The sequence below is a fragment of the Pelomonas sp. Root1237 genome (genome assembly GCF_001425055.1).
Classification (GTDB): domain Bacteria; phylum Pseudomonadota; class Gammaproteobacteria; order Burkholderiales; family Burkholderiaceae_C; genus Pelomonas.
In genome coordinates this window covers 883,234-907,806 of the sequence record NZ_LMDK01000012.1, presented here as the reverse complement: position 1 = coordinate 907,806, position 24,573 = coordinate 883,234, and the positions used below count along the sequence as shown (strand labels likewise).

The window sequence follows — 24,573 nt, the reverse complement described above, 5'->3', positions numbered from 1 at the left end:
GCCGGCTGACGGTCTATTTCGCCGGCGCGGCCGCTACTTGACCAGCCGGTTCATCTGCGCCGCATCGAAGGCCTCGTCGCGCTGGGCGTCATCGGGCACGCAGTCACCGATCGGCCGGCCGGCCTGGGTCGACAACTTGCAGACCGCGCTCCAAAGCAGCGCGATCTGGTGCTCGTGGCCCGAGGCGCTGTCGATGAGGCCGCGCATGGCCATCGCGACCGGGTCGTCACCCTGGGTCACGCCATAGGCCGAGAAACCCATCTTGGCGGCCGCCTCCTCGCGGGCCTGTTCGCTGGCGGCCTCGATGATGCGCGCCGGGTTGCCCACGGCTGTCGCACCTGCCGGCACCGGCTTGGTGACGACGGCACCTGAGCCGATGCGCGCACCGGCGCCGACCGTGAAGCCGCCCAGCACGCTGGCATTGGCGCCGACGATGACGCCCGGGCCCAGGGTCGGATGGCGTTTGGCGCCTTTCACGAGCGAGGTGCCGCCGAGCGTGACGCCCTGGTAGATGGTGCAGCCCTCGCCGATCTCGGCCATCTCGCCAATGACGATGCCCATGCCATGGTCGATGAAGACCTTGCGGCCGATGCGCGCGCCGGGGTGGATCTCGATGCCCGTCAGAAAGCGGCTCCAGTGCGAGACCCAGCGCGCCAGCCACTTGAAGCCACGCTGCCAGAACCAGTGAGCACGGCGGTGGAACATCAGCGCATGCAGGCCCGGGTAACAGGTCAGCACCTCCCACGCCGACCGGGCGGCCGGGTCGCGTTCGAGGATCAGGGCGATGTCTTCGCGCAGGCGCTGGAACATGGTGCAGCCAGGGGAGAAAGGCAGGCCAGTTTAGGTGGGGCTACTTTGAGCCTGCTGGCACTACGGTCTTCTGCATCTGTCGCGCAATGCCGCGCAGGATGTGGATTTCCTCGTTCGTGAGCCCGGCGCGGTTGAAGAGCTGGTTCAGGCGGGGCATCAGCTTCTTGGGCGCCGCGGGGTCGAGGTAGTCGATGTGCACCAGCGCTGCCTGTAGATGATCCAGCAGGCCCTGCACGGCACGCGCGTCGGCCAGTTGCGGGTCAGGCGTGCGCGCCTGCACGCCGAAGCCGCCGAGGGCCTGGCGCAGGTCGTAGGCCAGCAACTGCACGGCCTGGGCAAGGTTGAGCGAGCCGTAGTCCGGATGGGTCGGGATGCTCAGCACCGCATGACAGCGGTAGACGTCCTCGTTGCTCATGCCGTAGCGCTCGGAGCCGAACACCAGCGCCAGGCGGGGCGCGGCCTCACGCGCGGCCAGCTCGCCGAACAGTGCACGTGGCTCACGCGTCGGCGGGCCAAAGTCGCGCGGCGTCATCGCGGTGGCGCAGGCGAAGTCCACGTCGTCCAGCGCCTCGGCCAGCGTGGGCACGACGCGGGCGCGTGCCAGGATGTCGGCCGCGCCGCTGGCCATGGCCACCGCCTCTTCGTGGCAGAGCACGTCGGCAAAGCGCGGCGCCACCAGCACCAGGTCCTGGAAACCCATCACCTTCATCGCCCGCGCCGTCGCGCCCACGTTGCCGGCGTGGCTGGTGTTGATGAGAACGAAGCGTGTGGATTCCACGGGTTTGTACGGAGGCTGCGGCTAGAATCGCGCGATTATCCGGGCCGCCTCCATGGGTCCCGCCGCTCTTTCCTCCCGTCAGCCCCTTCTTCCCAGCGAGTGCCACGCATGCTGCAAACGTCTCACCATCCCATGCTCAATGTCGCCATCAAGGCGGCGCGTGCGGCTGGCGCCATCATCAACCGCGCCTCGCTGGACCTCGAAGCTCTGCGCATCAACACCAAGAGCCCGAACGACTTCGTCACCGAGGTCGACCACGCCGCAGAAGGGGTGATCATCGAGACGCTGCTGGGCGCCTACCCGGACCACGGCATCCTCGCCGAAGAGTCGGGCCGCACCCACGGCGCCAAGCATTCCGAGTTCGTCTGGATCATCGATCCGCTGGACGGCACCACCAACTTCATCCACGGCCTGCCGATGTACTGCGTGTCCATCGCGCTGGCGCACCGCGGCGTCGTGCAGCAGGCCGTCGTCTACGACCCGACCCGCAACGACCTCTTCTACGCCAGCAAGGGCCGCGGCGCCTTCTGCAACGACCGCCGCCTGCGCGTGTCCAAGCGCACCCGCATGAGCGACGCGCTGATCGGCACCGGCTTCCCCTTCCGCCGTGGCGACAATTTCAAGCGCTACGTGAAGATGTTCGAGGAGGTCATGCAGCACTGCGCCGGCCTGCGCCGCCCGGGCGCTGCAGCGCTGGACCTCTGCTACGTCGCAGCCGGCTATTACGACGCCTTCTTCGAGACCGGCCTGCAGCCCTGGGACGTGGCGGCGGGCTCGCTCATCATCACGGAAGCCGGTGGCCTGATCGGCAACTTCACGGGCGAGGCCGACTTCCTGCACCAGCGTGAAGTGGTGGCCGGCAACCCCAAGATCTACGCGCAGTTGGTGACGATGCTGGCACCCTACACCCGCGTCATCAAGGAAGAAGAGGCCGCAGCTCCCATGCTCAATGGTGATGCAGCGCTTGCGCCGGCCGAGCCGAAGAAGCGTGGCGCCGTGCGTATCAAGAAGGATGAAAGCGGCGACGCAGCGCCCTGATCAGCGCCACCCGTCCCCTTCGAAGCCCTCCTCGCGAGGGCTTTCTCATTTTCTGGCTGTGAAGGAATTGGCAGCAGCGGTGACCAAGGGCTAACCCGGTCATGCGTGCGTGACTTCTGCACGGCCGCACCCCTTACCCGTGGGGGGCGGGCTCGCCAGAATGCGTGCTGCAACGCGGCCAGAGCCGCTCTGTTCCCCCAATCAAACCGCCCGAAAGACGCTACTGATGTTTGCCCGCTCCGCTGTCGCTCTCGCCCTCGTCGCCGCTGCCTCCCTGGCCCACGCCGATGCCAAGGTTCTGAAGAAGGTCGCTCCCGAGTACCCCAATGAGGCCGTCAAGAAGAACATCAGCGCCGGCAGCGTGCGCGCCAAGATGACCATTGCCGGCGACGGCAAGGTCTCGGATGTCGCCATCGTCGAAGCCGAACCCAAGCGCGTGTTCGACCGTGCCGCCACCGAAGCCCTGAGCCAGTGGAAGTTCGAAGGCACCGGCGCCGCCCAGACCCACGAAGTCAAGCTGGTGTTCAAGTCGGAAGATTAATTAGACGCTTCGCTAGCCAAGCGCTTCGCTGAATCAACAAGGCCCGCGTTGCGGGCCTTGCTCTTTATGGGTGTTTCTTGCGCCGCTCAGAAGCTGTGGCGAACGCCGAGTTCGGCACCGCTGCAGTTGCCGCCCGGCACCGTCGTCGCCATGCCCACGTTGAAGCGCACGCCAGTGCCCTTGTTGTCGGCGCGGGCGGCGTTGCCATACAGCGCGGTGCGCTTGGACAGATCGTGCACATAGCCGAGCGCGATATGACTCGCGTCGCTGGCCACGCCCTTGGCGCTCAAGGTCGTGTAGGCAAAGCGGACCTCCCCCTGCGGGCCCACCTGCCACCGCGTGCCCACCATGCGCGCCGTCGTCTTCGTCGTGCCGACCTTGTTCTCGCCCCACAGTCCCATCAGCTTGACCGGGCCCAACTGCCAGGCCGCACCGACATTGCTCTGCTTGTAGTCGCCCGTCGCGTAGCGGGTGCGCGTAATCGCGACCGCGGCGTTGAAGGCCTCGTTGCGCCAGCCGATGCGCATGCCCTGCAACTGGCCGTCCCTGTGCGTCGGGCCATCGCCCTGCTCGCCCAAGGCCAGCATCACGTGGGCATAGACACCACCCAGGCCCGGCGGCAGGAAGTAGCCGATGGAGTTGGACGCCCGCGCATTGGTGCGCGGCGTCGTGCCATTGGCGGGCGCGGGATAGAACAACAGCCCCGAACTGGCGACGCCATTGGGGCCGAAGGGATGCATGGTCATCGTCAGGTTGATGAAGGACGGCACATAGTCGCGGCCCAGGCGCAGTTCGCCCCAGTCACCGGACAACTGCACCGTCGCACGGCGCGCCCAGGTCAGACCGCCGCTGATGGAGTCCTTGTTGTTGGTGCTGGTCGCACCGCTGCTGCCGTCGTCCACCAACAGGGCCGACTCCAGCCAGAAGCCAACCTTGAGCCCGCCGCCCAGATCCTCGCTACCGCGCACGCCCAAGCGGCTGGAGGCGTTGCCGTCGCTGGTGACCAGGTGGCGCTTGCCGACGCCGTCGGCCTTGAGCTGCTGTACGCCGATGTCCATCAGGCCAAAGAGCTGCACGCTCCCCGCCTGCTGCGCCTGCACGCCCACAGCCGCAGTGGCCAGGGCCACAAAGCCCACCCTCCAACGTCCTGTCTTCATGGCGGTCTCCATGTGTTGTTGTGCAGGATCCGGGGCCCACCCTGGTGGGACGGGTATTCATAGCACCAAATACACCGCCACAGCAACATAAAACATATCGGTAGGCATCGTTCGCCAGCGCTCGTTCCGTGGGTGACTGATGGCGCTTTGTCCGTCGCGAAGGCCGATTCCAGCGCTCCAGCGGTTCGCCCTTGTCCAGACGGAGGTTGGCAGCCGGCGCGCCTCGTCGGCAAGCCAGGAGCACAGCGAAGGCTCCGTGGCCGTCGGCCGCTCAACCGACGGGCCAGCCTACTTGGCCGCCGCGTAAACTGTCGCCCATTCTGAAGCCCTCCGCCGGGGGGCTTTGTTATTTGCTCGACGCCGATGACCCAGCCCGCTGACTTCAGCGCCCACACGCCCATGATGGCCCAGTACCTGGGCCTGAAAGCCGACTTCCCGGACACGCTGCTGCTGTACCGGATGGGCGATTTCTACGAAGTCTTCTTTGATGACGCGCGCAAGTGCAACGCGCTGCTGGACATCACGCTGACGCAGCGCGGCCAGAGCGCGGGGCAGCCCGTCGTCATGGCCGGCGTGCCGGTGCACGCGCTGGAGAGTTATCTCGCCAAGCTCATCAAGCTGGGCGAGGCGGTGGCGATCGCCGAGCAGGTGGGCGAGGTCGGCGCGAGTAAGGGGCCTGTGGAGCGCAAGGTGGTGCGCGTCGTCACGCCGGGCACCATCACCGACACCGAACTGCTGGCCGACAAGCAGGACGCCGTGCTGCTGGCCGTCTCCGGCCACGGTCGCCGCCATGGGCTGGCATGGCTGTCCCTGACCCAGGGCGAGATCGGCCTGGCCGAATGCAGCGACGTGGAACTGCCCGCCTGGCTGGCCCGCCTGTCGCCAGCCGAGGTGCTGGTGAATCGCGAGCAGCAGCCATCGGGCGTCATGAAGGCGCGCTTCCCGGTCACGAACCGGCCGAGCTGGCAGTTCGACGCCGCTTTGGGCCAGCGCAAGCTGTGCGAACAACTGGCCGTGGCCGGCCTGCAGGGCTTCAACGCGCATGAGCTGACGCTGGCTCACGCGGCCGGCAGTGCCTTGCTGGCGTTTGCCGAACACACCCAGGGCCGGGCTCTCGCCCACGTGCGCTCCCTGCGCGTGCAGCGCAGCGGCGAGCTGCTGGACCTGCCGCCCGCCACCCAGCGCAACCTGGAGTTGACGCAGACGCTGCGCGGCGAGCCGAGTCCCACCCTCTTCTCGCTGCTGGACACCTGCAAGAGCGGCATGGGCAGCCGCACGCTGCGCCAGTGGCTGCTGCATCCCAAGCGTGACCGGGCGGAAGCCGTCTCGCGCCACGACGCCATCGCCGCCCTGCACGACGAAGGCTTCGAGCCCCTGCGCGAAGCGCTGAAATCGGTCAGCGACGTGGAACGCATCTCCGCCCGCATCGCCTTGCGCCAGGTGCGCCCGCGCGAGCTGACCGGCTTGCGCGCGACGCTTCAGGTGCTGCCGCAACTGCGCGCTGTGACACCCGCCGCGTTGCGCGACGCCAGCCTGAACCCGCCGGCCGACATCCAGGAGCTGCTGGAGCGCGCCATCGCGCTGGAGCCGGCCATCCTGACGCGCGATGGCGGCGTCATCGCCGACGGCTTCGACGCCGACCTGGACGAGCTGCGCGGCATCCAGCAGAACTGCGACGGCTTCCTTCTCGACCTCGAAACCCGAGAGCGCGCCCGCACCGGCATCGCCAACCTGCGCGTGCAGTTCAACCGCGTGCATGGCTTCTACATCGAGGTGACGCAGGGCCAGGTCGACAAGGTGCCGATGGACTACCAGCGCCGCCAGACGCTGAAGAACGCCGAGCGCTACATCACGCCGGAGCTGAAGGCCTTTGAGGACAAGGCCCTGTCCGCCAACGAGCGGGCGCTGGCGCGCGAGAAGCTGCTGTACGAGCAGGTCATCGACGCCCTGATCAGCCGCCTGGAGCCGCTGACGGCGCTGGGCCGCACGCTGGCCGGTCTGGACGCGCTGGCGGCGCTGGCCGAACGCGCCGTCACGCTGAACTGGTGCCGGCCGGAGTTCGTCACCCAGCCCTGCCTGGAGATCGAAGCCGGCCGCCACCCCGTCGTGCAGGCCCGCCTGCACGAGACTGGCGGCACGGAGTTCATGCCCAACGACTGCAAGCTCGATGCGCGTACCAAGCTGCTCGTCATCACCGGCCCGAACATGGGCGGCAAGAGCACCTTCATGCGCCAGGTGGCGCTGATCGCGTTGCTGGGATCAATAGGCAGCTATGTGCCGGCGACGAGCTGTCGCCTTGGGCCGATGGACGCCATCCACACTCGCATCGGCGCGGCGGACGACCTCGCCAACGCTCAATCCACCTTCATGCTGGAGATGACCGAAGGTGCGGCCATCCTGCATTCGGCCACCGACCAATCCCTCGTGTTGATGGACGAGATCGGGCGGGGGACTTCCACCTTCGACGGCCTGGCACTGGCGTCGGCCATCGCCAGCCACCTGCACGACAAGACCCGCGCGTTCACCTTGTTCGCCACGCACTACTTCGAGCTGACCGAGTTCCCTGCCAAGCATGCGCAGGCGCAGAACTGGCACGTGTCGGCCGTGGAGAGCGGTGAGGACATCGTCTTCCTGCACGAGCTGCAGCCCGGCCCGGCCAGCCGCAGCTATGGCGTGCAGGTCGCCAAGCTGGCCGGCATGCCCGCCAGCCTCGTGCGCCAGGCCCGCGCGACGCTGGAGGCCCTGGAGGCCCGCCAGAACGCGGCCGACGACCAGTTCGACCTCTTCGCCGCCCCGCCCGCGCCGCCGCCCCTGCCCGAGCCCAGCGAGCTGCTGCAGGCGCTGGCCAAGGTCGACCCCGACGCGCTGTCGCCGCGCGAGGCACTGGAAGCGCTGTACCAACTCAAGCGCCTGGCGGCCAGCTGAACGCCATGAACCGGCGCCGCGCCGCATTGGCGCTGTTGTCCACGATAGGCCCCTCCGCCGCCCTGGCTGCGGAGCCCCTGCGCGTCACCATCCCGCAGTTGTCGCCCAGCTCGCAGGAGCACGCAAGCTATTTCCCGCAACTGCTGCGCCTGGCGTTGGAGAAGACGCAGGCCAGCGACGGGGCCTTCGAGATCCAGCACTACGAGCAGCCGATGAGCGGCCAGCGCCAGTTCGTCGAGCTGAAGAACAATGGCGCCATCAACGTCATCTGGGATGGCAGCAACACCAGGCGCGAGGCCGAGCTCCTTCCTGTGCGCTTCTCGCTGCTGCGCGAACTCAACGACTACCGCGTCTTCCTGATCCGCAGGGGTGACCAGGCGCGTTTCCGGGCCGTGCGCACGCTGACCGACCTGAGCCGCTTCACGGCCGGGGCCGGCGAGGGCTGGCCATCGACCGACGTACTGCGCGCCAACGGCCTGCCCGTGGTCACGTCCGTCAATTACGAACAGCTCTTCGCGATGCTGGGCGCCAGGCGCTTCGACTACATGCCGCGCGGCGTTTATGAGGCCTGGTACGAGCAGCAACAGCACAGCGGCCTGGCCATCGAGCAGACCCTGTTCCTGCACTACGGCGTGCCCTTCTACTTTTTCACCAGCCGCGACAACCCCGCCCTGGCCGACCGCATCGAGCGCGGCCTGCGCGCGGCCCTGGCCGACGGCAGCTTCGACCGCCTGTTCCGCAGCATTCCCAGCTTCAGGCGCAGTCTTGATGAGATCCACGCCGGCAGGCGCCGCGTGCTGGAGCTTGAGCTGCCGCCCGACTGACGGCCACGTCTGGACTCGGCACTCCAGAACTGACGCTGAACAGGTCGCCCGACGCAGGCAAACTGCGCGCCCATGACAACTCGCACGCTGGTCTTCTCTCACGCCAACAGCTATCCCGCCGGCTGCTACCGCGTGCTGTTCGAGCGTTGGCGCGCCGCCGGCTGGCGCGTCGAGGCGCTGGACCGCTTTGGCCACGACCCGCGCTTCCCCGTGACTGGCGACTGGCGCCGCCTGCGTGACCAGCTGCTGCATTTCATCGAGCATGAAGTGCGCCCGCAAGGCCAGGTCGCCCTTGTCGGCCACTCGCTGGGCGGCATGCTGAGTTTGATGGCCACCTGCCGCCGACCCGATCTCGTCAGCCGCCTTGTCATGCTGGACTCACCCGTCGTGTCGGGCATGAAGGCCGCGGTCGTTGCGATGGCCAAGACGACGGGACTCATCCACCGCTACGGCCCGTCCAAGATCGCCCGCGAGCGTCGCCATGTCTGGCCGGATCGCGAGGCCGTTTACAAGCATTTCTCAGCCAAGAAGCTTTTCGCCCGTTGGGACCCACGGGTGCTGGCCGACTACATCGACGCCGGTTTCGAAGAGTCGGAAGACGGCCAGGTCAGGCTGCGTTTCACGCGCGAGGTCGAGGCCCACATCTACCGTACCTTGCCCCACCACCTGCCCCTGCTGCTGCGCCTGCGCCCGCCACAGTGCCCGGTGGCTTTCGTCGGCGGTACGCGCTCGGCCGAGCTGCGCCAGGCGGGTGCCGCGGCGTCCAGGAAACTGGCTGGGGAGAACTGGCGCTGGATGGAGGGCTCGCACCTGTTCCCTTTCGAGAAACCTGAGGAAACGGCCGACTTGGTGCTGGAGTTGCTGGGGCCCAATTGACGGGTCTCGTACAATCGCAATTTCCCACCTCAGCATGCTGTTCTGCGTGCTGCAAGACATGACCAAATTCGTCTTCGTCACCGGCGGTGTGGTGTCCTCCCTGGGCAAGGGCATCGCGTCGGCCTCCCTGGCTGCCATCCTCGAATCGCGCGGCCTCAAAGTCACCCTGATCAAGCTGGACCCCTACATCAACGTCGACCCCGGCACGATGTCGCCCTTCCAGCACGGTGAAGTCTTCGTCACCGACGACGGCGCCGAAACCGACCTCGACCTCGGCCACTACGAGCGCTTCATCACCACGCGGATGAAGAAGGCCAACAACTTCACGACCGGCCAGATCTACAAGACCGTGCTCGAGAAGGAACGCCGCGGCGACTACCTCGGCAAGACGGTGCAGGTGATCCCGCACATCACCAACGAGATCCAGGAATACATCAAGCGCGGCGCCGAGGGCGTTGACGTGGCCATCGTCGAGATCGGCGGCACGGTGGGCGACATCGAGTCCCTGCCCTTCCTCGAAGCCGTGCGCCAGATGAGCCTGCGCGCCGGCCCGACCAACACGGCCTATGTGCACCTGACCTATGTGCCCTGGATCGCCGCCGCCGGCGAGCTGAAGACCAAGCCGACCCAGCACACGGTGCAGAAGCTGCGCGAGATCGGCATCCAGCCCGACGCGCTGCTGTGCCGCGCCGACCGCCGCATCCCCGACGACGAGCGCGAGAAGATCTCGCTGTTCACCAACGTCGCCGAGTACGGCGTGATCTCGATGTGGGACGTGAACACCATCTACAAGGTGCCGCGCATGCTGCATGAGCAGGGCCTGGACCAGCTCATCTGCACCAAGCTCCAGCTCAACACCAAGAGCACGGACCTGAGGCGCTGGGACACCCTGGTCTACGAGGTCGAAAACCCCAAGACCGAGATCACCATCGCCATGTGCGGCAAGTACACCGACCTGTCGGACTCGTACAAGTCGCTCAACGAGGCGCTGCGCCACGCCGGCATCCACAACCATGCCGGCGTCAAGATCGAGTACGTCGACAGCGAGACGCTGACGCCCGAGACGGTCGACACGCTGGCCAAGTTCGACGCCATCCTTGTGCCCGGCGGCTTCGGCAAGCGCGGCGTGGAAGGCAAGATCCTGGCCGCCCAGTACGCCCGTGAGCACAAGCTGCCTTACCTGGGCATCTGCCTGGGCATGCAGGTCGCGACCATCGAGTACGCCCGCCACATGGCCGGCCTCGAGAACGCCAACTCCACCGAGTTCGATCCCGACACGCCCCACCCCGTCATCGCGCTGATCGACGAGTGGCAGGACGCCGACGGCAGCATCCAGAAGCGTGACGAGAAGAGCGACCTCGGCGGCACGATGCGCCTGGGCGCCCAGAGCTCCGACGTCAAGGACGGCACGCTGGCCCGTGACATCTACGGCCCGATCGTCACCGAGCGCCACCGCCATCGCTACGAGGCCAACGAGCACTACCTCGACCGCCTGCAGAAGGCCGGCCTCGTCATCTCGGCCATCACCCAGCGCGAGAAGCTGACCGAGATGGTCGAGCTGCCGCGCGAGGTGCACCCCTGGTTCGTGGGCGTGCAGTTCCACCCCGAATTCAAGTCCACGCCCTGGGGCGGCCATCCGCTGTTCACGGCCTTCATCAAGGCTGCGCTGGAACACCATCAGAAGGCCTGATCTATGAAGCTCTGTGGATTCGATGTCGGCATCGACAAGCCCTTCTTCCTGATCGCCGGGACCTGCTCGATCGAGGGGCTGCAGATGTCGCTCGACGTCGCCGGCCTGCTGAAGGAAGCGTGCACAGCCCTCGGCATTCCGCTGATCTACAAGGGCTCGTTCGACAAGGCCAACCGGTCGTCCGGCACCACCAAGCGCGGTGTCGGCATGGAAGCCGGCTTGAAGATCCTCGACGAGGTGCGCCGCCAGACCGGCCTGCCGGTGCTGACCGACGTGCACGATGCCTCGCAGGTGGCCGAGGTCGCCAGCGTCGTGGACGTGCTGCAGACCCCGGCCTTCCTGTGCCGCCAGACGGATTTCATCCGCGCGGTCGCGCAAAGTGGCAAGCCGGTCAACATCAAGAAGGGCCAGTTCCTCGCGCCCTGGGACATGAAGAACGTCATCGACAAGGCCCGCGCCGCCGCGCGCGAGGTGGGCCTGTCCGAAGACCTCTTCCTTGCCTGCGAGCGTGGCGTCAGTTTTGGCTACAACAACCTGGTCGCCGACATGACCAGCCTGGCCGAAATGCGCAACACCGGCGCGCCGGTGGTCTTCGACGTCACCCACTCGGTGCAGAAGCCCGGTGGCCTCGGCGGCTCCAGCGGCGGTGCCCGCGAGATGGTGCCCGTGCTGGCCCGGGCCGGCGTGGGCGTGGGCGTGGCGGGCCTGTTCATGGAGACGCACCCGAACCCCGCCGAGGCCTTCAGCGACGGCCCCAACGCCGTGCCGCTCAAGCACATGAAGACGCTGCTGGAGCAACTGGTGGCGCTGGATCGCGTCGTCAAGAAGCAGCCTCTTTTGGAGAATGATTTCTCCTGCTAAGGGGAGATCATTCGACGAACTGGCATGCGTTGACTTGCACCTTCGTCAAAATGATTTCAGCTGCTGAGAGATAAATGGCTGCCTACATCCTCGCCAACGTCAAGGTCACCAACCCAGCGCAATACGAGGACTACCGGCGGCTCTCGACGCTGGCCATGAAGCAGCATGGCGCCGAGGTGCTGGTGCGCGGCGGCAAGACCACGGTGCTCGAAGGCGACTGGACACCCGAGCGTGTCGTGCTGCTGAAGTTCCCCACGCCGGAAGCCGCACAGGCTTTCTATGACTCGCCCGAGTACGGTGTGGCGCGTGAGGCCCGCGAGGGCATCGCCGTCATGCGCATGGTGTTGATCGAAGGCGTTTGAGCCCCGTGGCCGTCGTTGCATTGCTGCTGGGCGCGCTGTTCGGCGGCTTCGCCTCGGAGAGTCTGATCGGCGCGTTTCTCGGCGCCGCGGTGGGCTGGCTGGGCTGGCAGCAGATGCAACAGGGGCGGCGCATCGCCGGCCTGGAAAAGCAGCTCACAGCCCGCGGACCGGCGCCGGCGCCGCTGCCCGCTCAACCACCCGCTTCAACGCCCCCTGTGGCCGTGCCTCAGCGGACCGAAGCGGTTGTCGCGCCGTTGCCACCTACCGTCGCGACGCCGGTTGCTGCACCGCCGCCGCCCAGGCCGGCACCCCAACCACCGGCCCCGGCGCCCGTCCCGCGCCGTCCCATCCCCATGCCCGCCTGGGCCCAGCGCCTTGCCGCGGCCAACACCATCGTCAAGGTGGGGCTGGCGATGCTCTTCCTCGGCCTCGTCTTCCTCGCGCGTTTCGCGGCAGAGAACGTCACGGTGCCACTGGAAGTGCGCCTGGCCGGCATCGGTGCCACCGGTATTGCGCTGCTGGTCATTGGCTGGCGCTTGAGGCTGCGCTCGCGCGGCTACGGGCTGCTGCTGCAGGGCGGCGGCGTGTCCGTGGTCTACCTGACGCTGTTTGCCGCCGTGAAGCTGGCCGGCCTGGAGCCGCTCGCACTCGTGTTCGCGCTGATGCTGGCCGTCTCGCTGCTGGCGGCACTGCTGGCCGTCAAGCAGGACGCACAGGCGCTGGCCGTCGTCGCCGCCCTGGGCGGCTATGCCACGCCGCTGCTGCTGTCCACCGGCGGCGGCGCCATCGCCATGCTGTTGGGTTACTACCTCGTGCTCGGTCTGGGCGTGGCGCTCGTCGCCTGGTTCAAGCACTGGCCGCGCCTGAACCTGATCGCCTTCAGCTTCACCGCCCTCATCGCGAGTGCCTGGGGACTGACGGCCTATACGCCCGCCGACTACGCCGTCGCCCAGGGCTTCCTCGTCACCTTCTGGCTGCTGTTCACCGCCGTGCTGCTGATGCCGGGCCGCCGCGCACAAGCACCCGAGGTCTGGCTGCAAGCCACGCTGTTGTTCGGCGTGCCTGTTTTCGCTTCGGCGATGCAGTACGCGCTGCTCAAGCCCGACTCGATGGCCATCGCCTTTGCTGCGCTGCTGATTGGCGCGGCCTACGCGGGCCTGGCCGCCTGGGTGCGGCGCCGCCCAGCCCATGCCCTGGTGTTCGAGGCTTTCATCGCGCTCGGCGCCGTGTTCGGCACGCTGGTCATTCCATTCGCGCTCAGCGCCGAGGCCACCGCCGGTGCCTGGGCGCTGGAAGGTGTCGGTGCGGTATGGCTGAGCCTGCGCCAGCGACGCCTGCGCGTGCTAGCGAGCGGCCTGGCGTTGATGGCGCTGGGTGGCGCCACGCTGGTGATGTCGATGTCTCGCGATGACCTGGACGGCCTTCATGCGGCATCGCAGTTGCTGAATGCGCTGCTGATCGCCGCGGCAGGGCTGGGTGCTGCCCGATTCCTCGGCCGCGATGACAGCCGGCCGTGGCATGCCGGCGTCGCGTTCGCTCTGGTCGGCTGGGGCACGGTGTGGCTCGCCGTCGCGGCGGGCATCGTCCTTGACCAGTGGGTGGCGGCACCGCACGAGTGGGCCGTCAGCGTCGCGCTGATCGCCGCCATCGGCTTCTTGCTGCTGGGCCTACAGGCACTGTGGCGCTGGCCCACGGCCGCGTGGCCGACCGCGCTGCTGCTGCCGGCTTGGGGCCTGCTCGGTATCTTGGGCACGGTGCTGCACGGCGCGCCGCTGTCGGCAGGCGGCGTGTGGGCACTGCCGCTGGCCTGGGTTGCGCAGGCACTCGTGCTGCAACGCACGGCGTCGCACTGGCCCGCGCTGCTGCGCAACGCCACGCATGCCGGCAGCTTGCTGGCATTTGCGCTGCTCGGCGCTCTGCAAGGCCGCCACTGGACGGCCGACCTCGGCGACCCCGGCAGCGCCTGGGGTTGGCTGGGCTGGCTGCTGGTGCCGGCGCTGCTGCTGGCTGCCGTGCTGCGCCAGCAGCGTCGCCCTGCCGATCAACAGGCCTGGCCACTGCGCCTGGCGCCTGCGGCCTATGCCCAGGTGGGCGCTGCCGTGCTGAGCCTGGCACTTTCGGCCTGGGTGCTGATCGCCAACTGGGCCAGCCCCGGCACTGCCCAGCCTCTGCCCTACATCCCGGTGCTGAATCCACTCGATCTCGGCATCGCCGCGGCGCTGCTGGCCGTCGTCGCTTGGCTGCGCAGCCCGGCTGCTGCCGCGCTCAAGCTGCCGCCTTCCTCGCTGGCTGTGCCGGCAGCCCTGGCCTTCCTTTGGCTCAACGGCATGCTGATCCGCTGCTTCCATCACTGGGGCGATGTGCCCTATCACGTCGACGGCTGGCTCGAGTCCCGCGGCGTGCAGACCGGCCTGGCACTGCTGTGGAGCGCCCTGGCTCTGGTGCTGATGCTGCTGGGCACGCGCCGCCACCAGCGCGCGCCCTGGCTGGCCGGCGCCGTGCTGCTGGGTGCCGTCGTGCTGAAGCTGATGCTGTTCGACCTGCAGGGCAGCGGCACCGTGCTGCGCATCGTTTCCTTCATCGGCGTGGGTGTGTTGATGCTGGTCATCGGCTATATCGCGCCTTTGCCGGGCTCTACACAAGATGAGAAAAAGCCTTCTTGAGCTGTTGGTGCTGCTGGCCGCCACATCGGCCACAGCCAGCCCGCACCGCGCGCCGGTGCAGATCACCCAACCCGCGCCCTTCCTGACGCTGGATGCCACGGCCGAAGCCTGGCAGCACAGCCTGGGCAGCGACCTGCGCGACTGGCAGCTGCTCGACGCCCAGGGCCGCCGCGTGCCCTTCGCGCTGCTGCCGGACGAGCTGCTGACCATGCCCGAGCGCGAGCTGAAGCTGGCCGCGCTGCCGCCGGCGCCGGTCGCCGCGTCGGCACCGCGTCATCGGCTTCCCGCCGGCTGGCTGCTGGACCTGGGCGAGCCGGCCCAATGGCCGGCCGAGCCCCGCCAACTGCGGCTGCGCTGGCCCACCGACGCCGCAGCTTTCCAGGCCGGCTACCGGCTGGAGACCAGCCCCGACCTGCAAGCCTGGCAAGTGCTGGGAACCGGTCAGTTGCTGGGCCTGCGCACGACCGACGGCGCGCCGCTGGCCCAGCCGCTGGTCACCCTGCCGGGCCGTCCGCAACGCTATCTGCGCCTGGTGTGGGACGACGCCACGCGCGCCGTGCAGCCCGAGGCCGCCACCCTGCTGGCCCAACCCGCTGGCGCAGCGCCGCAGCAGCTGGTTCGCAGCTCGCCCTTGCCCGCGCAAGATGCCGATGGCGGCTGGGTCATCCCGCTCGGCGGCCCACAGCCCCTGCTGAGCCTGACGCTGGCCGGCACGCAGGGCACTTGGATCCTGCCCGTGCAGGTGCAGACGCGCTCAAGCGCGAAAGCACCGTGGCAGACCGTGGCCCGCAGCGTGTTCTACCGCGTGGACCGCGGCGATGCCCCGGCCGACGCCGCACCGGCACTGCCGCTGAACGTGGGAGCGAGCGAGCTGCGTCTGCTGCCGCCGCGCGGCACCGCATTGCCGCCCGCCGACAGCCTGCGCCTGGACTGGGCCGTGCGCGTCACCCGCCTCGTGTGGGCTGCCCAGGGCGAACCGCCTTTCAGCCTGCAGGTGGGCGCCGCAGCGCCAGAGACCGGCCCGCACTCGCTGGCCGAAGTGGTGCCCGACTGGCAGCGTGAGCAGGCCCGCCTGGGCCGAGCCCAGCTCGGCGCCTTCACACCCCAGGCCATGCCAGCCGCGGAACCCGCTCTACCCCCGCGCCGCCTGCTGCTGTGGGCCGTGCTGGGCGTGGGCGTCGTGCTGCTCGCGGCCGTCACCTGGCGGCTATGGCGCCAGGGACCGACGCAGCCCAGCACTTAAACTCCAGCCCCAACGCACCGGCCGCTTGTTGTGACACGGTAACGCCCGCTTGGCACACTTGCGCCCGCCCGAATTTTTCACTTCCTGGAGACAACCCCATGAGCGCAATCGTTGACATCGTCGGTCGAGAAATCCTCGACAGCCGCGGCAATCCCACCGTCGAATGCGACGTGCTGCTGGAGTCCGGCGTCATGGGCCGCGCGGCCGTGCCGTCGGGTGCGTCCACCGGTTCACGCGAGGCCATCGAGCTGCGCGACGGCGACAAGAGCCGCTACCTGGGCAAAGGCGTGCTGAAGGCCGTCGAGCACATCAACACCGAGATCTCCGAGGCCGTGCTGGGCCTGGACGCCTCCGAGCAGGCCTTCCTGGACAAGACGCTGATCGACCTGGACGGCACCGAGAACAAGAGCCGCCTGGGCGCCAACGCCATGCTGGCCGTGTCAATGGCCGTGGCCCGCGCCGCGGCCGAAGAGTCCGGCCTGCCGCTGTACCGCTACTTCGGCGGCATGAACGGCTGCCAGCTGCCGGTGCCGATGATGAACGTCATCAACGGCGGCGCCCACGCCAACAATTCGCTGGACCTGCAGGAGCTGATGATCGTCCCCGTGGGCGCGCCGAGCTTCCGTGAAGCGCTGCGCTGGGGTGCCGAGGTCTTCCACGCGCTGAAGAAGATCCTGCACGACAAGGGCATCTCCACCGCAGTGGGCGACGAAGGCGGCTTCGCGCCCAGCGTCGAGAGCCATGAGGCAGCCATCCAGCTGATCCTGCAGGCCATCGACAAGGCCGGCTATCGCGCTGGCGACCAGATCGCCATCGCCCTGGACTGCGCCGCGAGCGAGTTCTACAAGGACGGCAAGTACGTGCTCGAAGGCGAAGGCGGCATCCAGCTGACCGCGCAGGAGTGGACCGACATGCTGGCCACCTGGGTCGACAAATACCCCATCATCTCCATCGAAGACGGCATGGCCGAAGGCGACTGGGACGGCTGGAAGATCCTGACCGACCGCCTGGGCAAGAACGTGCAGATCGTTGGTGACGACCTGTTCGTCACCAACACCAAGATCCTGCAGGAAGGCATTTCCAAGGGCATCGCCAACTCGATCCTGATCAAGATCAACCAGATCGGCACGCTGACCGAGACCTTCGCCGCCATCGAGATGGCCAAGCGCGCGGGCTACACCGCCGTCATCTCGCACCGTTCGGGCGAGACCGAAGACAGCACCATCTCCGACATCGCCGTCGGCCTGAATGCCGGCCAGATCAAGACCGGTTCGCTGTCGCGCTCGGACCGCATGGCCAAGTACAACCAGCTGCTGCGCATCGAAGAAGACCTGGGTGACGTCGCCTTCTATCCCGGCCGCGCCGCCTTCTACAACCTCAAGTAAAGCTTGAAGGCGCTTGCCGCGGTCCTGGCGATCTTCCTGATCGCCATCCAAGCCCAGCTCTGGGTGGGCCGGGGCAGCATTCCGCACGTCGCTCAGCTCCGGGAGGAGCTGAGCCAGGCCCAGGCCGACAACGACAAGGCCCGAGCCCGCAACGCCCAGTTGCAGGCCGAGCTGCGTGATCTGCGCGAAGGCCTGGAGATGGTCGAGGAGAAGGCCCGCTTCGAGCTGGGCATGATCAAGTCCGACGAAGTCTTCGTGCCGCTGGCGCCGGCTGCAGCGTCTTCCATCAAGCGCTGATGCCCGCCACCATCTGGACGGCGCTTCTTGCGCCGGCCTTCTCAGCATTCGGCAGCCCCATCTCCTGGCTGGAGCTGGTGGCCTTCGTGCTGGCCGTCTGGATGGTGGTCTGCAATATGCGCGTCCACCTGCTGGCCTGGCCGCTGGCCCTCATCAGCTCGCTGATGTATTTCGCGCTGTTTCTGGACGGCAAGCTCTACGGCGAGGCCGGGCTGCAGCTGGTGTTCGCAGCACTGGCGCTGTGGGGTTGGTGGCAATGGCGCTTTGGCCGCACGCGCGACGGCGAGGCGCTGAAGGTACGCCGCCTCGGCCTGCAAGGCCTCGTCAAGCCCGCGCTGCTGACGCTGGCCGCCTGGCCCTTGCTCGGCGTCTTTCTCGCGAAGAACACCGACAGCCCCCTTCCCTACTGGGATGCTTTCCCCACCGTCGCCAGCCTGCTTGGCCAATGGCTGCTGGCGCGCAAGTACGAAGAGAACTGGCCGACCTGGATCGTCGTCAACGTGGTCAGCGTCGTGCTCTTTGGCCTCAAGGGCTACTGGCTGACCGTGATCCTCTACGCGGGCTTCATCCCGATGAGCGTGTTCGGCTGGCGCGCCTGGAGAAAATGAGCTCACCCCCTACGCGCTGCGCGCGCCCCCTTCGAGGGGGCACTGCCAGTGGCCCGGCAAAGCCGGTTCCACGGCAGTCGCTTGGCCAGCCACCACACGGCGAACTTGGCCACGCACAATTTGCGGAGCCTTCATGGCAAGGATGATTGCCTTGTTGGGTGCCGAATGCACCGGCAAGTCCACGCTGGCCGAGGCGCTGGCGGCCCGCTTCAATGCCGGGCTCGTCAGCGAATACCTGCGCGAATGGTGCGACGCCCATGGCCGCACACCGCTGCAGCACGAGCAGGCCCACATCGCTGCCGAGCAGGCCGCGCGCATCGAGGCCGCGGCGCGGGCGCATGAACTGGTCTTCTGCGACACCACGCCGCTGATCACGGCACTGTGCAGCCAGCACTACTTCGGCGACGACAGCCTGCTCGTCCCCGCGCTGGCCTTCCAGCGCCGCTGCGCGCTGACGCTGCTGTGCGCGCCTGACCTCCCCTGGCTGGCCGACGGCATCCAGCGCGACGGCCCCGAGGTGCGGTCGCGTTTCGACGGCCGGTTGCGCGCAGCACTGTCGGCCCAGGGCCTGCCCTGGGTCGACATCTGCGGCGACGAAGCGAGCCGTCTCGCTCAGGCCGCGCAGGCCGTGGGCGCACCGGCCCGCTGAGCTTCACTTCGCCTGCAACTGCGACAGCGCGTCGATGGATCGATTGACGGCGCGGTCCAGCGTGGCGGCCAGTGGCGTGCCGGCATTTTCGGCGGAGATCGCCGACAGCTTGGCCGCAAAGCCCAGGTGCAGCTCGGCCAGCCAGTTCGGATGCGGATCGGGCTCGGGCACGGGCGGCCAACCAACGGGGAACTTGATCTTGCGCGGTTGCGTGGGGCACCAGTCGTCCAGATCCTGGCCCATGGTCTTCCAGTTCAGGCCCAGTCGGTCGCTCACCCAGGCCATGTGGGCGAACTCCTGCGCCAGCGCCGCGCCTATGTGCTCGGGCGGCAGCGGCTGGGGATTCAATGCCACGGCGCTGACGCGATCATGCACGGACAGGCCCTGGGGCCCGCGTGGGATGACGTCGAAGATGGCCGGTAGCCGGCGGCCGATCAGGGCCAGCAGTCGTTGATCGGATGTCATGCTTCACTCCAGTGACCGGCATGGAACGGCGATGCCGGGAGCGCCCGACGGGGGCCTCGAATCGGGGCGGCCGCTCTAACAGGCTAGTCGCCCTGACAGCAAACACCATCGTATGGAGGGGGGAAGTGCAGACCGGTCGGCCCGCGGTTCTAGGGCTTGAAATTGCCAGATCGCATCAGCGCCGCTGTTCTAGCGGCCGAGCAGCAGGTAGTCGAACAGCTGCGTACCGCCCGCTCCCCCCAGGGGCACGAGGATGGCCTTGAGCAGGGGCTGGTCGAAGAAGGAGGCGAACGCACCGCACTGCTCGTTCTCGACCGACACGATCAGCCGCTTGTAGGGCTCGACGAGGTCGGACAGCGGTTTGCCGCTGCCCGCCAGCCAGCGCAGATCGGCCTGCATGGACGCCAGCGCCCGGCGGCGCGTCGTCTCGGCGGCGCGCTTGAGCAGCAGCGTCAGGCCGATGAGCGCGGCGATGTAGAAGCTGACGCCGACGGCGATGGCCGGCGTCAGCGACCAGTTGTCGAACAGCCGGCTGCGCGCGACGACCAGCAGGGCCAGCACGACGAAGGGGCCGATGACGAGGCGGGCCACCGGCGTGCTGCGCCGAGCCACGACCTGGATGTCGATCCAGTCGTCGAGCAGCGTGTGCACCGCGAAGCCGCCGCCGTCCTTGCTGCGGTCCTCGGGCCGGGCGCTGAAGCGCTGCGCCCACAAGGCCCTGTGCTCCTCGCCCAGGGACTTGGCAAACATCTCGATAGTGCTTTCGGGATAGAAAGTGCGCCCGGCATTCATGTGATGCACGAAGCGCACCAGCAGCACCGTCGCGTCGGCCACCGCGACGATGAGCAGCGGCAGCAGCAGCAGGATGGCGTAGAGCGTGGCACTCACCATCTGGCGGTGCTCGTCGCCGCGCACGGGCACCTCGGGAATCTGCCCTTCGGACAGGCACAGGAAGAGCAGCCCGACGCAGCTCAGCGTGAGCCCGTACCAGACCAGGGTGCGTGCGGCGCGCGGGCGGGCCTCGCCGCGCTCGCCGTACTCCTGCCAGAGCTCGTCAAAGTCGCAGCTGTAGCCGACGCCGGGCTTCCAGAACAACACGCTGACATGCTCGAACCAGCCGCGCAACAGCTGGCGCATGTCGCTGCGCACGACGGGCTTGGGCACGGGCCGCGGCAGCCGCAGCCAGTCGGAGTCGTGGCGGAGCTGGTTGAGCGAGTCGGCCCAGGCCCAGTCCAGCGTCCACAGGATGGCGAACAGCGCCAGCAGGTGGATGAGATGCGAAGGCCAGGCGCTGACGCCTTCCAGCCAGGCCACCGGCTCGCAGCTGTCGCAGACGCCGGCCTGGTTCCATCCGCCGGCCGGCCAGGCCAGCCACAGCCAGACCCCCACCACCAGCAGCACGACGACGAGATGCAGGCGGTCGACGCCAGCGCGCTGGTCGGGCGGCGCTGGCTGCTCGCGCCGCGCCAGCAGCAAAGCCGGCAGCACGGCCAGCAGTGCCCCGAAAGCAGCCAGGCTGGCCAGCAGCAGGGCATGAACGAAACCGAGCTGGCTGGGCAGCAGGAATTCGATGAGGCTGGCCAGCACGTAGGCGAACACGCCGGCATGCAGGGCCACCAGCACGATGGACGTCATGTCCATCTGCGGCTGGTTGTCCATCGTCGGCTCGCGCAGGAAGACACGGCGCGCCTGCCGGATCGCCGGCGTGGACGGCCAGACAAGCAGCGCGCAACTCATCACGACCACCATCAGCACGGCCAGGCCGTGGCGCCCCGCGCTCGGTGGCGTCGGCTGGGCCTCCAGCGCATAGCCAGCCAGCGGCACTGCGCTGGAACGGCCCACCTCGTACAGCGAGGGCTTCTGCAGGGCCGGCTCCAGCGACAGCCTCTCGTCGCGCTTGCAGCTCTCGCTGCGGCAGCCGGCCCGGCGGGCGGCGGCATAGGTGCTGGCCTGGTAGATGTCGCGCAGCGGCGGCGTGCCGGCCTGCAGGTCGACGGCGCCGTGCGGTGCCCCTGCCGCGGGCGGGTAGAAGGCCAGGGGCAGGCTGCTGGCAACAACCAGGTTGCGCGTGAAAGCCTGGGTGCGGGGGTGCAGATAGCGCGCGTCCATGTCCGTCGTGAAGAACATGCGGTCGGAGAAATCCTCGTGCAGGGCCTGCAGAACGAGCAGCTTGTCGTGCACGTCGTTGGCAAAGATGCCGATGGCACCGATGGGCAGGCGGCTTGAGTCGGCCTCGCTGCGCTTGAGCCCGGCCCCGAGGCGGCGCAGATAGTCGAGCTGGTCACGGCTCTCGGGCCATTCCAGCGGCGCGCTCTTGGCCGCCGGCCCGGCTGCGGCGGCGGTGCCGGCCTCGCGCGTCGTGATGCCGTCGATGCCACGGAAGAAATAGATGACCTCGATCTTCAGCGGCTGGCTCTGCGGCCGCCCCTCGGGCAGGCGGTAGCGCAGCTCGCTGACCAGGGACTGGGCATAGAGGGAATCCCGCTCGGCAACGATGACGACGCGCCGGCCCTCATGCGGCAGGCGCAGGCCGAGCTCGGCGACGATGCGCTTGATGAGCTCGGCGTCGGTACCGATGGTGCGCACCATCTGCACCGGCCGCACCGGGTTGACGCCGGTGATGCGGTTGAACTGGTCGGTGACGAAGGACTCGAGCTTCTGGTCGCTGAGCTCCGCGATCATGCTGTTGGGTGCCGTCGAGGCCGAGTTGTAGAACTCGGCACGCGACAGCAGCTCGTAGCCCTCCTGCAGGTCGGGCGCGAGGCCCCGCACGGCACCCGCCACGCCCGAGCTGCAGCGTGCGGCCGCCGCGCTGGCCGCAGGGCTGAGGGCATCGGCGGCGGCGTTCTTGCGGTCGGCCGCGCAGCGCAGGTCCATCAGTGCGGCGCGTAGCGCGTCGGTCGACGAAGGGCCGATGACGGCCAGGCTGGGCAGGCGCTGCCCGTCTGATCCACCCGGTGCCGCAAGGTCGCGGGCCGGCCTGCCCATCAGCTGCTGGGTCAGCCGGGCCAGGGCATCCAGCTTGCGGTTGGGCAGGGAATTCTCGTCCACCCACAGCAAGGCGATCTGGCCATAGCGGCGCGGCTTGTCGGCCTTGGCATCGCCCTCGCCGTCGGGCTTGCGGCGGTGCTCCGAGCGCGCCGACAACAGCTCGTAGGGCACGACGAAGTTGTCCTTGGCCGCGCGCGCCTGCTTGTCGGCGGCAGCGGGCCGGGAGGCCGCCGATGCTGCTGAAGCCACTGACGCCGCCTCGGCCGGAGCGGCCGCCTCCAGCAGGTTGAACTCCAGCAGGCTGAGCCGCTCCGCGTTGTCGGGCACATAGTCCTGGGCCAGCAGGCCGGCCAGCGTCGCGTAGCGCACACGCCGCCGCGCCTCCTCGGCACCCACGAAATCGGCGCCGGGCAGCAGGCCCATGATGATGAGGGTGTCGTCCAGGCGCTGGTCGTGGTCGCGGTCCAGCTTGGCCAGCATGCGCTGCGGGTCACGCACCTCGGCCACGCGGTCGCGGCAGTCGATGTCCAGGGTTTGCGAGGTTTGCTTGCGCACGCGCTCGCAGCGCTCCGCCCGTTCCGTCTCGTAGCGGCGCAGCGCAGTGAACGGGTCTTCCCAGAGGCGGGCGTTGACGTCCAGATCCGGGTCCAGCGGCGCCTGGGCGCGGGCCTTCTCGGCGGGCCGCAGCGGTTCGAAGGCATGGGGCACGAGCTGGGTGCTGGCCACGAAGGCCACCAGCACCGCGGCACTTGCCCACGGGAAGCTGCCAAATCCGCCCTTGTCGGCCACTGTCGCCTCCTGGCCCTTTCAAGAAGGGGCCAAAAGGCGAAAGTCTCAGCTCGGGGCAGTGGCGTCAATCACTAGGCTGCCGGGCATCCTCAGAAGGCATGAGGCCCGTTGCGCAATGGAAACGCTGAACGACCTCAGAACTATTGAAGCGTGCCTTCGGCGCCGTCCGGCTGGCGTCCGGCGGGCGTGAACAGCGCGCCGACATCCACCGCGTCGAAGCGGTAGTGCCGGCCGCAGAAGTCGCAGCCGATCTCGATCTCGCCGCGCTCGGCCAGCACGCTGTCGGCCTCGTCGCGGCCCAGGCCGCGCAGCATCTGGCTCACACGCTCCCGCGAGCAAGTGCAGGCGAAATGCGGCGCCTGGGGCTCGAAACGGGTCACCGTCTCCTCCCAGAACAGGCGGCGCAGGATGGTGTCGGCGTCCAGCGTCAGCAGCTCTTCGGCGGTCAGCGTGCCCGCGAGGATGGCGACGCGGTTGAAGCCCTCGGACAGCCCGATGTCATCCTCGTTGCGTTTTCCTTCGAGGTTGCCCTCGCCTTCGACCGGCAGCCGCTGGATCAACAGGCCGGCGGCGATGTCGCCATTGGCGGCCAGCACCAGCCGGGTGTCGAGCTGCTCGGACTGCAGCATGTAGTGCTCCAGCACCTCGGAGAGCTTGTACAGGGGCTCGCGGTGGTCGCCGTGCAGGGGCACGACGCCCTGGTAGGGCTGCTGGCCGGGGAATTTGTCTTTGGGGTCCAGCGTGATCGCGCAGCGGCCCTGGCCGTGCACATTGAGCATGGCGGGCAGGTCGGCGCCGGGCGCGAGTTCGCCGACGCACTTGGCCGTCGCGCGAAAGCTCAGGTCGGGTTGAGCCTCGGCCACGGCGAGCTTGACCGGGCCGTCGCCAAAGATCTGCAGCACCAGCGCGCCGTTGAACTTGATGTTGGCCTGCATCAGCACGGCCGCGGCGCTCATCTGGCCGAGCAGGTCGCGCAGTTCGGGCGGGTATTCCTGACCGGGCTCGCGGCGGCTCAGCAGCTCGCGCCAGCCCTCGGTCAGGCGCACGAGCATGCCGCGCACGGGCAGGCCGTCGAACAGGAATTTGTGCAGTTCACTCATCGGATTCTTTTCAGGCCGGCCGCATAACGGCGGCCGTTGTTGACATAGTGGGTGGCGCTGGCCTTGAGCCCGGCAATCTGGGCTTCGCTGAGTTCACGCACGACCTTGGCCGGCGCGCCAACGATCAGAGAGCCGTCCGGAAACTCCTTGCCTTCGGTCACCAGCGCGCCGGCACCGACGATGCAATTGCGGCCGATGCGCGCGCCATTCAAGACCACCGCGCCGATGCCGATGAGGCTTTCGTCGCCGACCGTGCAGCCATGCAGCATGACCTGGTGGCCCACGGTGACGTTCTGACCGAGGACGAGCGGGAAGCCATGGTCGGCATGCAGCACCGAGCCGTCCTGGACGTTGCTGCCCGCGCCAATCGTCAGCGTGTCGCTGTCGCCGCGCAGCACGGCGTTGAACCAGATGCTGACGCCCTCCCCCAGCGTCACGCGACCGATGACCTCGGCGCTGTCGGCCACCCAGGCGGAATCAGCCACGTCGGGGAGGTGCTCGTCGAGCTGGTAAATCGCCAT

21 protein-coding genes are annotated in these 24,573 nt (G+C 68.2%); 14 read left to right on the top strand and 7 right to left on the bottom strand.

Annotation, left to right across the window (positions count from 1 at the left end):
* Positions 1-33 precede the first annotated feature (33 nt).
* On the bottom strand, positions 34-810 hold the full coding sequence (gene cysE / locus ASC91_RS11935; protein ID WP_056196844.1) for a serine O-acetyltransferase: 777 nt from the start codon (positions 808-810) through the stop codon (positions 34-36).
* Between the two features lie 40 nt (positions 811-850).
* On the bottom strand, positions 851-1,588 hold the full coding sequence (locus ASC91_RS11930) for an RNA methyltransferase (RefSeq protein WP_082532618.1): 738 nt from the start codon (positions 1,586-1,588) through the stop codon (positions 851-853).
* A 108-nt stretch (positions 1,589-1,696) separates the two neighbouring features.
* Between ASC91_RS11930 and ASC91_RS11925 the strand changes: the two genes are divergently transcribed.
* Positions 1,697-2,626, top strand: a complete 930-nt coding sequence (locus ASC91_RS11925; protein ID WP_056196841.1) for an inositol monophosphatase family protein — start codon at positions 1,697-1,699, stop codon at positions 2,624-2,626.
* A gap of 226 nt (positions 2,627-2,852) precedes the next feature.
* A complete protein-coding gene (locus tag ASC91_RS11920; protein WP_056196838.1) occupies positions 2,853-3,167 on the top strand; it encodes an energy transducer TonB in 315 nt (104 codons plus the stop codon).
* An 86-nt stretch (positions 3,168-3,253) separates the two neighbouring features.
* Here ASC91_RS11920 and ASC91_RS11915 read toward each other — a convergent pair whose 3' ends face one another.
* Positions 3,254-4,324, bottom strand: coding sequence for a porin (locus tag ASC91_RS11915; RefSeq protein WP_162247777.1), 1,071 nt, complete (start codon positions 4,322-4,324; stop codon positions 3,254-3,256).
* A 363-nt stretch (positions 4,325-4,687) separates the two neighbouring features.
* Between ASC91_RS11915 and mutS the strand changes: the two genes are divergently transcribed.
* The 12 genes from mutS to ASC91_RS11855 all read left to right on the top strand — a co-directional run bounded on the left by mutS (position 4,688) and on the right by ASC91_RS11855 (position 18,707).
* Positions 4,688-7,249, top strand: a complete 2,562-nt coding sequence (gene mutS / locus ASC91_RS11910) for a DNA mismatch repair protein MutS (RefSeq protein WP_056196832.1) — start codon at positions 4,688-4,690, stop codon at positions 7,247-7,249.
* Positions 7,250-7,254: 5 nt separating this feature from the next.
* Positions 7,255-8,073 (top strand): ABC transporter substrate-binding protein, encoded by an 819-nt coding sequence (locus tag ASC91_RS11905; protein WP_056196829.1) that lies wholly within the window; start codon positions 7,255-7,257, stop codon positions 8,071-8,073.
* A gap of 72 nt (positions 8,074-8,145) precedes the next feature.
* A complete protein-coding gene (locus ASC91_RS11900; protein WP_056196826.1) occupies positions 8,146-8,949 on the top strand; it encodes an alpha/beta fold hydrolase in 804 nt (267 codons plus the stop codon).
* Positions 8,950-9,007: 58 nt separating this feature from the next.
* Complete coding sequence (locus ASC91_RS11895; RefSeq protein WP_056197248.1) at positions 9,008-10,639, top strand: CTP synthase; 1,632 nt, start codon at positions 9,008-9,010, stop codon at positions 10,637-10,639.
* 3 nt (positions 10,640-10,642) lie between these two features.
* Positions 10,643-11,500, top strand: coding sequence for a 3-deoxy-8-phosphooctulonate synthase (gene kdsA, locus ASC91_RS11890; RefSeq protein ID WP_056196823.1), 858 nt, complete (start codon positions 10,643-10,645; stop codon positions 11,498-11,500).
* Between the two features lie 74 nt (positions 11,501-11,574).
* Complete coding sequence (locus ASC91_RS11885; protein WP_056196820.1) at positions 11,575-11,862, top strand: DUF1330 domain-containing protein; 288 nt, start codon at positions 11,575-11,577, stop codon at positions 11,860-11,862.
* 5 nt (positions 11,863-11,867) lie between these two features.
* On the top strand, positions 11,868-14,525 hold the full coding sequence (locus ASC91_RS11880) for a DUF2339 domain-containing protein (RefSeq protein WP_162247776.1): 2,658 nt from the start codon (positions 11,868-11,870) through the stop codon (positions 14,523-14,525).
* Positions 14,506-15,768 (top strand): DUF3999 family protein, encoded by a 1,263-nt coding sequence (locus tag ASC91_RS11875; protein WP_082532615.1) that lies wholly within the window; start codon positions 14,506-14,508, stop codon positions 15,766-15,768. Before ASC91_RS11880 ends, ASC91_RS11875 begins: the two co-directional genes overlap by 20 nt.
* A 98-nt stretch (positions 15,769-15,866) precedes the next feature.
* Entirely contained in the window at positions 15,867-17,153 is a 1,287-nt protein-coding gene (eno, locus tag ASC91_RS11870; RefSeq protein ID WP_056196812.1) for a phosphopyruvate hydratase, read from the top strand.
* A 3-nt stretch (positions 17,154-17,156) separates the two neighbouring features.
* Complete coding sequence (locus ASC91_RS11865) at positions 17,157-17,450, top strand: septum formation initiator family protein (RefSeq protein WP_056196809.1); 294 nt, start codon at positions 17,157-17,159, stop codon at positions 17,448-17,450.
* Positions 17,450-18,058, top strand: a complete 609-nt coding sequence (gene pnuC / locus ASC91_RS11860) for a nicotinamide riboside transporter PnuC (protein WP_056196807.1) — start codon at positions 17,450-17,452, stop codon at positions 18,056-18,058. The genes ASC91_RS11865 and pnuC overlap by 1 nt, the downstream gene beginning before the upstream one ends.
* Positions 18,059-18,191: 133 nt before the next feature.
* Complete coding sequence (locus ASC91_RS11855) at positions 18,192-18,707, top strand: AAA family ATPase (protein WP_157281485.1); 516 nt, start codon at positions 18,192-18,194, stop codon at positions 18,705-18,707.
* A gap of 3 nt (positions 18,708-18,710) precedes the next feature.
* On the opposite strand, the gene ASC91_RS11850 is transcribed toward ASC91_RS11855, so the two are convergent.
* The 4 genes from ASC91_RS11850 to ASC91_RS11835 all read right to left on the bottom strand — a co-directional run bounded on the left by ASC91_RS11850 (position 18,711) and on the right by ASC91_RS11835 (position 24,573).
* On the bottom strand, positions 18,711-19,172 hold the full coding sequence (locus ASC91_RS11850; RefSeq protein WP_056196801.1) for a hypothetical protein: 462 nt from the start codon (positions 19,170-19,172) through the stop codon (positions 18,711-18,713).
* A 189-nt stretch (positions 19,173-19,361) separates the two neighbouring features.
* Positions 19,362-22,952, bottom strand: coding sequence for a hypothetical protein (locus ASC91_RS11845; RefSeq protein WP_056196798.1), 3,591 nt, complete (start codon positions 22,950-22,952; stop codon positions 19,362-19,364).
* Positions 22,953-23,092: 140 nt separating this feature from the next.
* On the bottom strand, positions 23,093-24,052 hold the full coding sequence (locus ASC91_RS11840; protein WP_056196795.1) for an Hsp33 family molecular chaperone HslO: 960 nt from the start codon (positions 24,050-24,052) through the stop codon (positions 23,093-23,095).
* On the bottom strand, positions 24,049-24,573 hold the full coding sequence (locus tag ASC91_RS11835) for a gamma carbonic anhydrase family protein (RefSeq protein WP_056197246.1): 525 nt from the start codon (positions 24,571-24,573) through the stop codon (positions 24,049-24,051). Before ASC91_RS11835 ends, ASC91_RS11840 begins: the two co-directional genes overlap by 4 nt.

What these genes read in the sequence shown, in the direction of transcription:
- cysE (WP_056196844.1), bottom strand. Translation starts at nt 810, where the DNA reads ATGTTCCAGCGCCTGCGCGAAGACATCGCCCTGATCCTCGAACGCGAC.
- ASC91_RS11925 (WP_056196841.1), top strand. Translation starts at nt 1,697, where the DNA reads ATGCTGCAAACGTCTCACCATCCCATGCTCAATGTCGCCATCAAGGCG.
- ASC91_RS11920 (WP_056196838.1), top strand. Translation starts at nt 2,853, where the DNA reads ATGTTTGCCCGCTCCGCTGTCGCTCTCGCCCTCGTCGCCGCTGCCTCC.
- ASC91_RS11915 (WP_162247777.1), bottom strand. Translation starts at nt 4,324, where the DNA reads ATGAAGACAGGACGTTGGAGGGTGGGCTTTGTGGCCCTGGCCACTGCG.
- mutS (WP_056196832.1), top strand. Translation starts at nt 4,688, where the DNA reads ATGACCCAGCCCGCTGACTTCAGCGCCCACACGCCCATGATGGCCCAG.
- ASC91_RS11905 (WP_056196829.1), top strand. Translation starts at nt 7,255, where the DNA reads ATGAACCGGCGCCGCGCCGCATTGGCGCTGTTGTCCACGATAGGCCCC.
- ASC91_RS11900 (WP_056196826.1), top strand. Translation starts at nt 8,146, where the DNA reads ATGACAACTCGCACGCTGGTCTTCTCTCACGCCAACAGCTATCCCGCC.
- ASC91_RS11895 (WP_056197248.1), top strand. Translation starts at nt 9,008, where the DNA reads ATGACCAAATTCGTCTTCGTCACCGGCGGTGTGGTGTCCTCCCTGGGC.
- kdsA (WP_056196823.1), top strand. Translation starts at nt 10,643, where the DNA reads ATGAAGCTCTGTGGATTCGATGTCGGCATCGACAAGCCCTTCTTCCTG.
- ASC91_RS11885 (WP_056196820.1), top strand. Translation starts at nt 11,575, where the DNA reads ATGGCTGCCTACATCCTCGCCAACGTCAAGGTCACCAACCCAGCGCAA.
- ASC91_RS11875 (WP_082532615.1), top strand. Translation starts at nt 14,506, where the DNA reads ATGAGAAAAAGCCTTCTTGAGCTGTTGGTGCTGCTGGCCGCCACATCG.
- eno (WP_056196812.1), top strand. Translation starts at nt 15,867, where the DNA reads ATGAGCGCAATCGTTGACATCGTCGGTCGAGAAATCCTCGACAGCCGC.
- pnuC (WP_056196807.1), top strand. Translation starts at nt 17,450, where the DNA reads ATGCCCGCCACCATCTGGACGGCGCTTCTTGCGCCGGCCTTCTCAGCA.
- ASC91_RS11855 (WP_157281485.1), top strand. Translation starts at nt 18,192, where the DNA reads ATGGCAAGGATGATTGCCTTGTTGGGTGCCGAATGCACCGGCAAGTCC.
- ASC91_RS11850 (WP_056196801.1), bottom strand. Translation starts at nt 19,172, where the DNA reads ATGACATCCGATCAACGACTGCTGGCCCTGATCGGCCGCCGGCTACCG.
- ASC91_RS11840 (WP_056196795.1), bottom strand. Translation starts at nt 24,052, where the DNA reads ATGAGTGAACTGCACAAATTCCTGTTCGACGGCCTGCCCGTGCGCGGC.
- ASC91_RS11835 (WP_056197246.1), bottom strand. Translation starts at nt 24,573, where the DNA reads ATGGCGATTTACCAGCTCGACGAGCACCTCCCCGACGTGGCTGATTCC.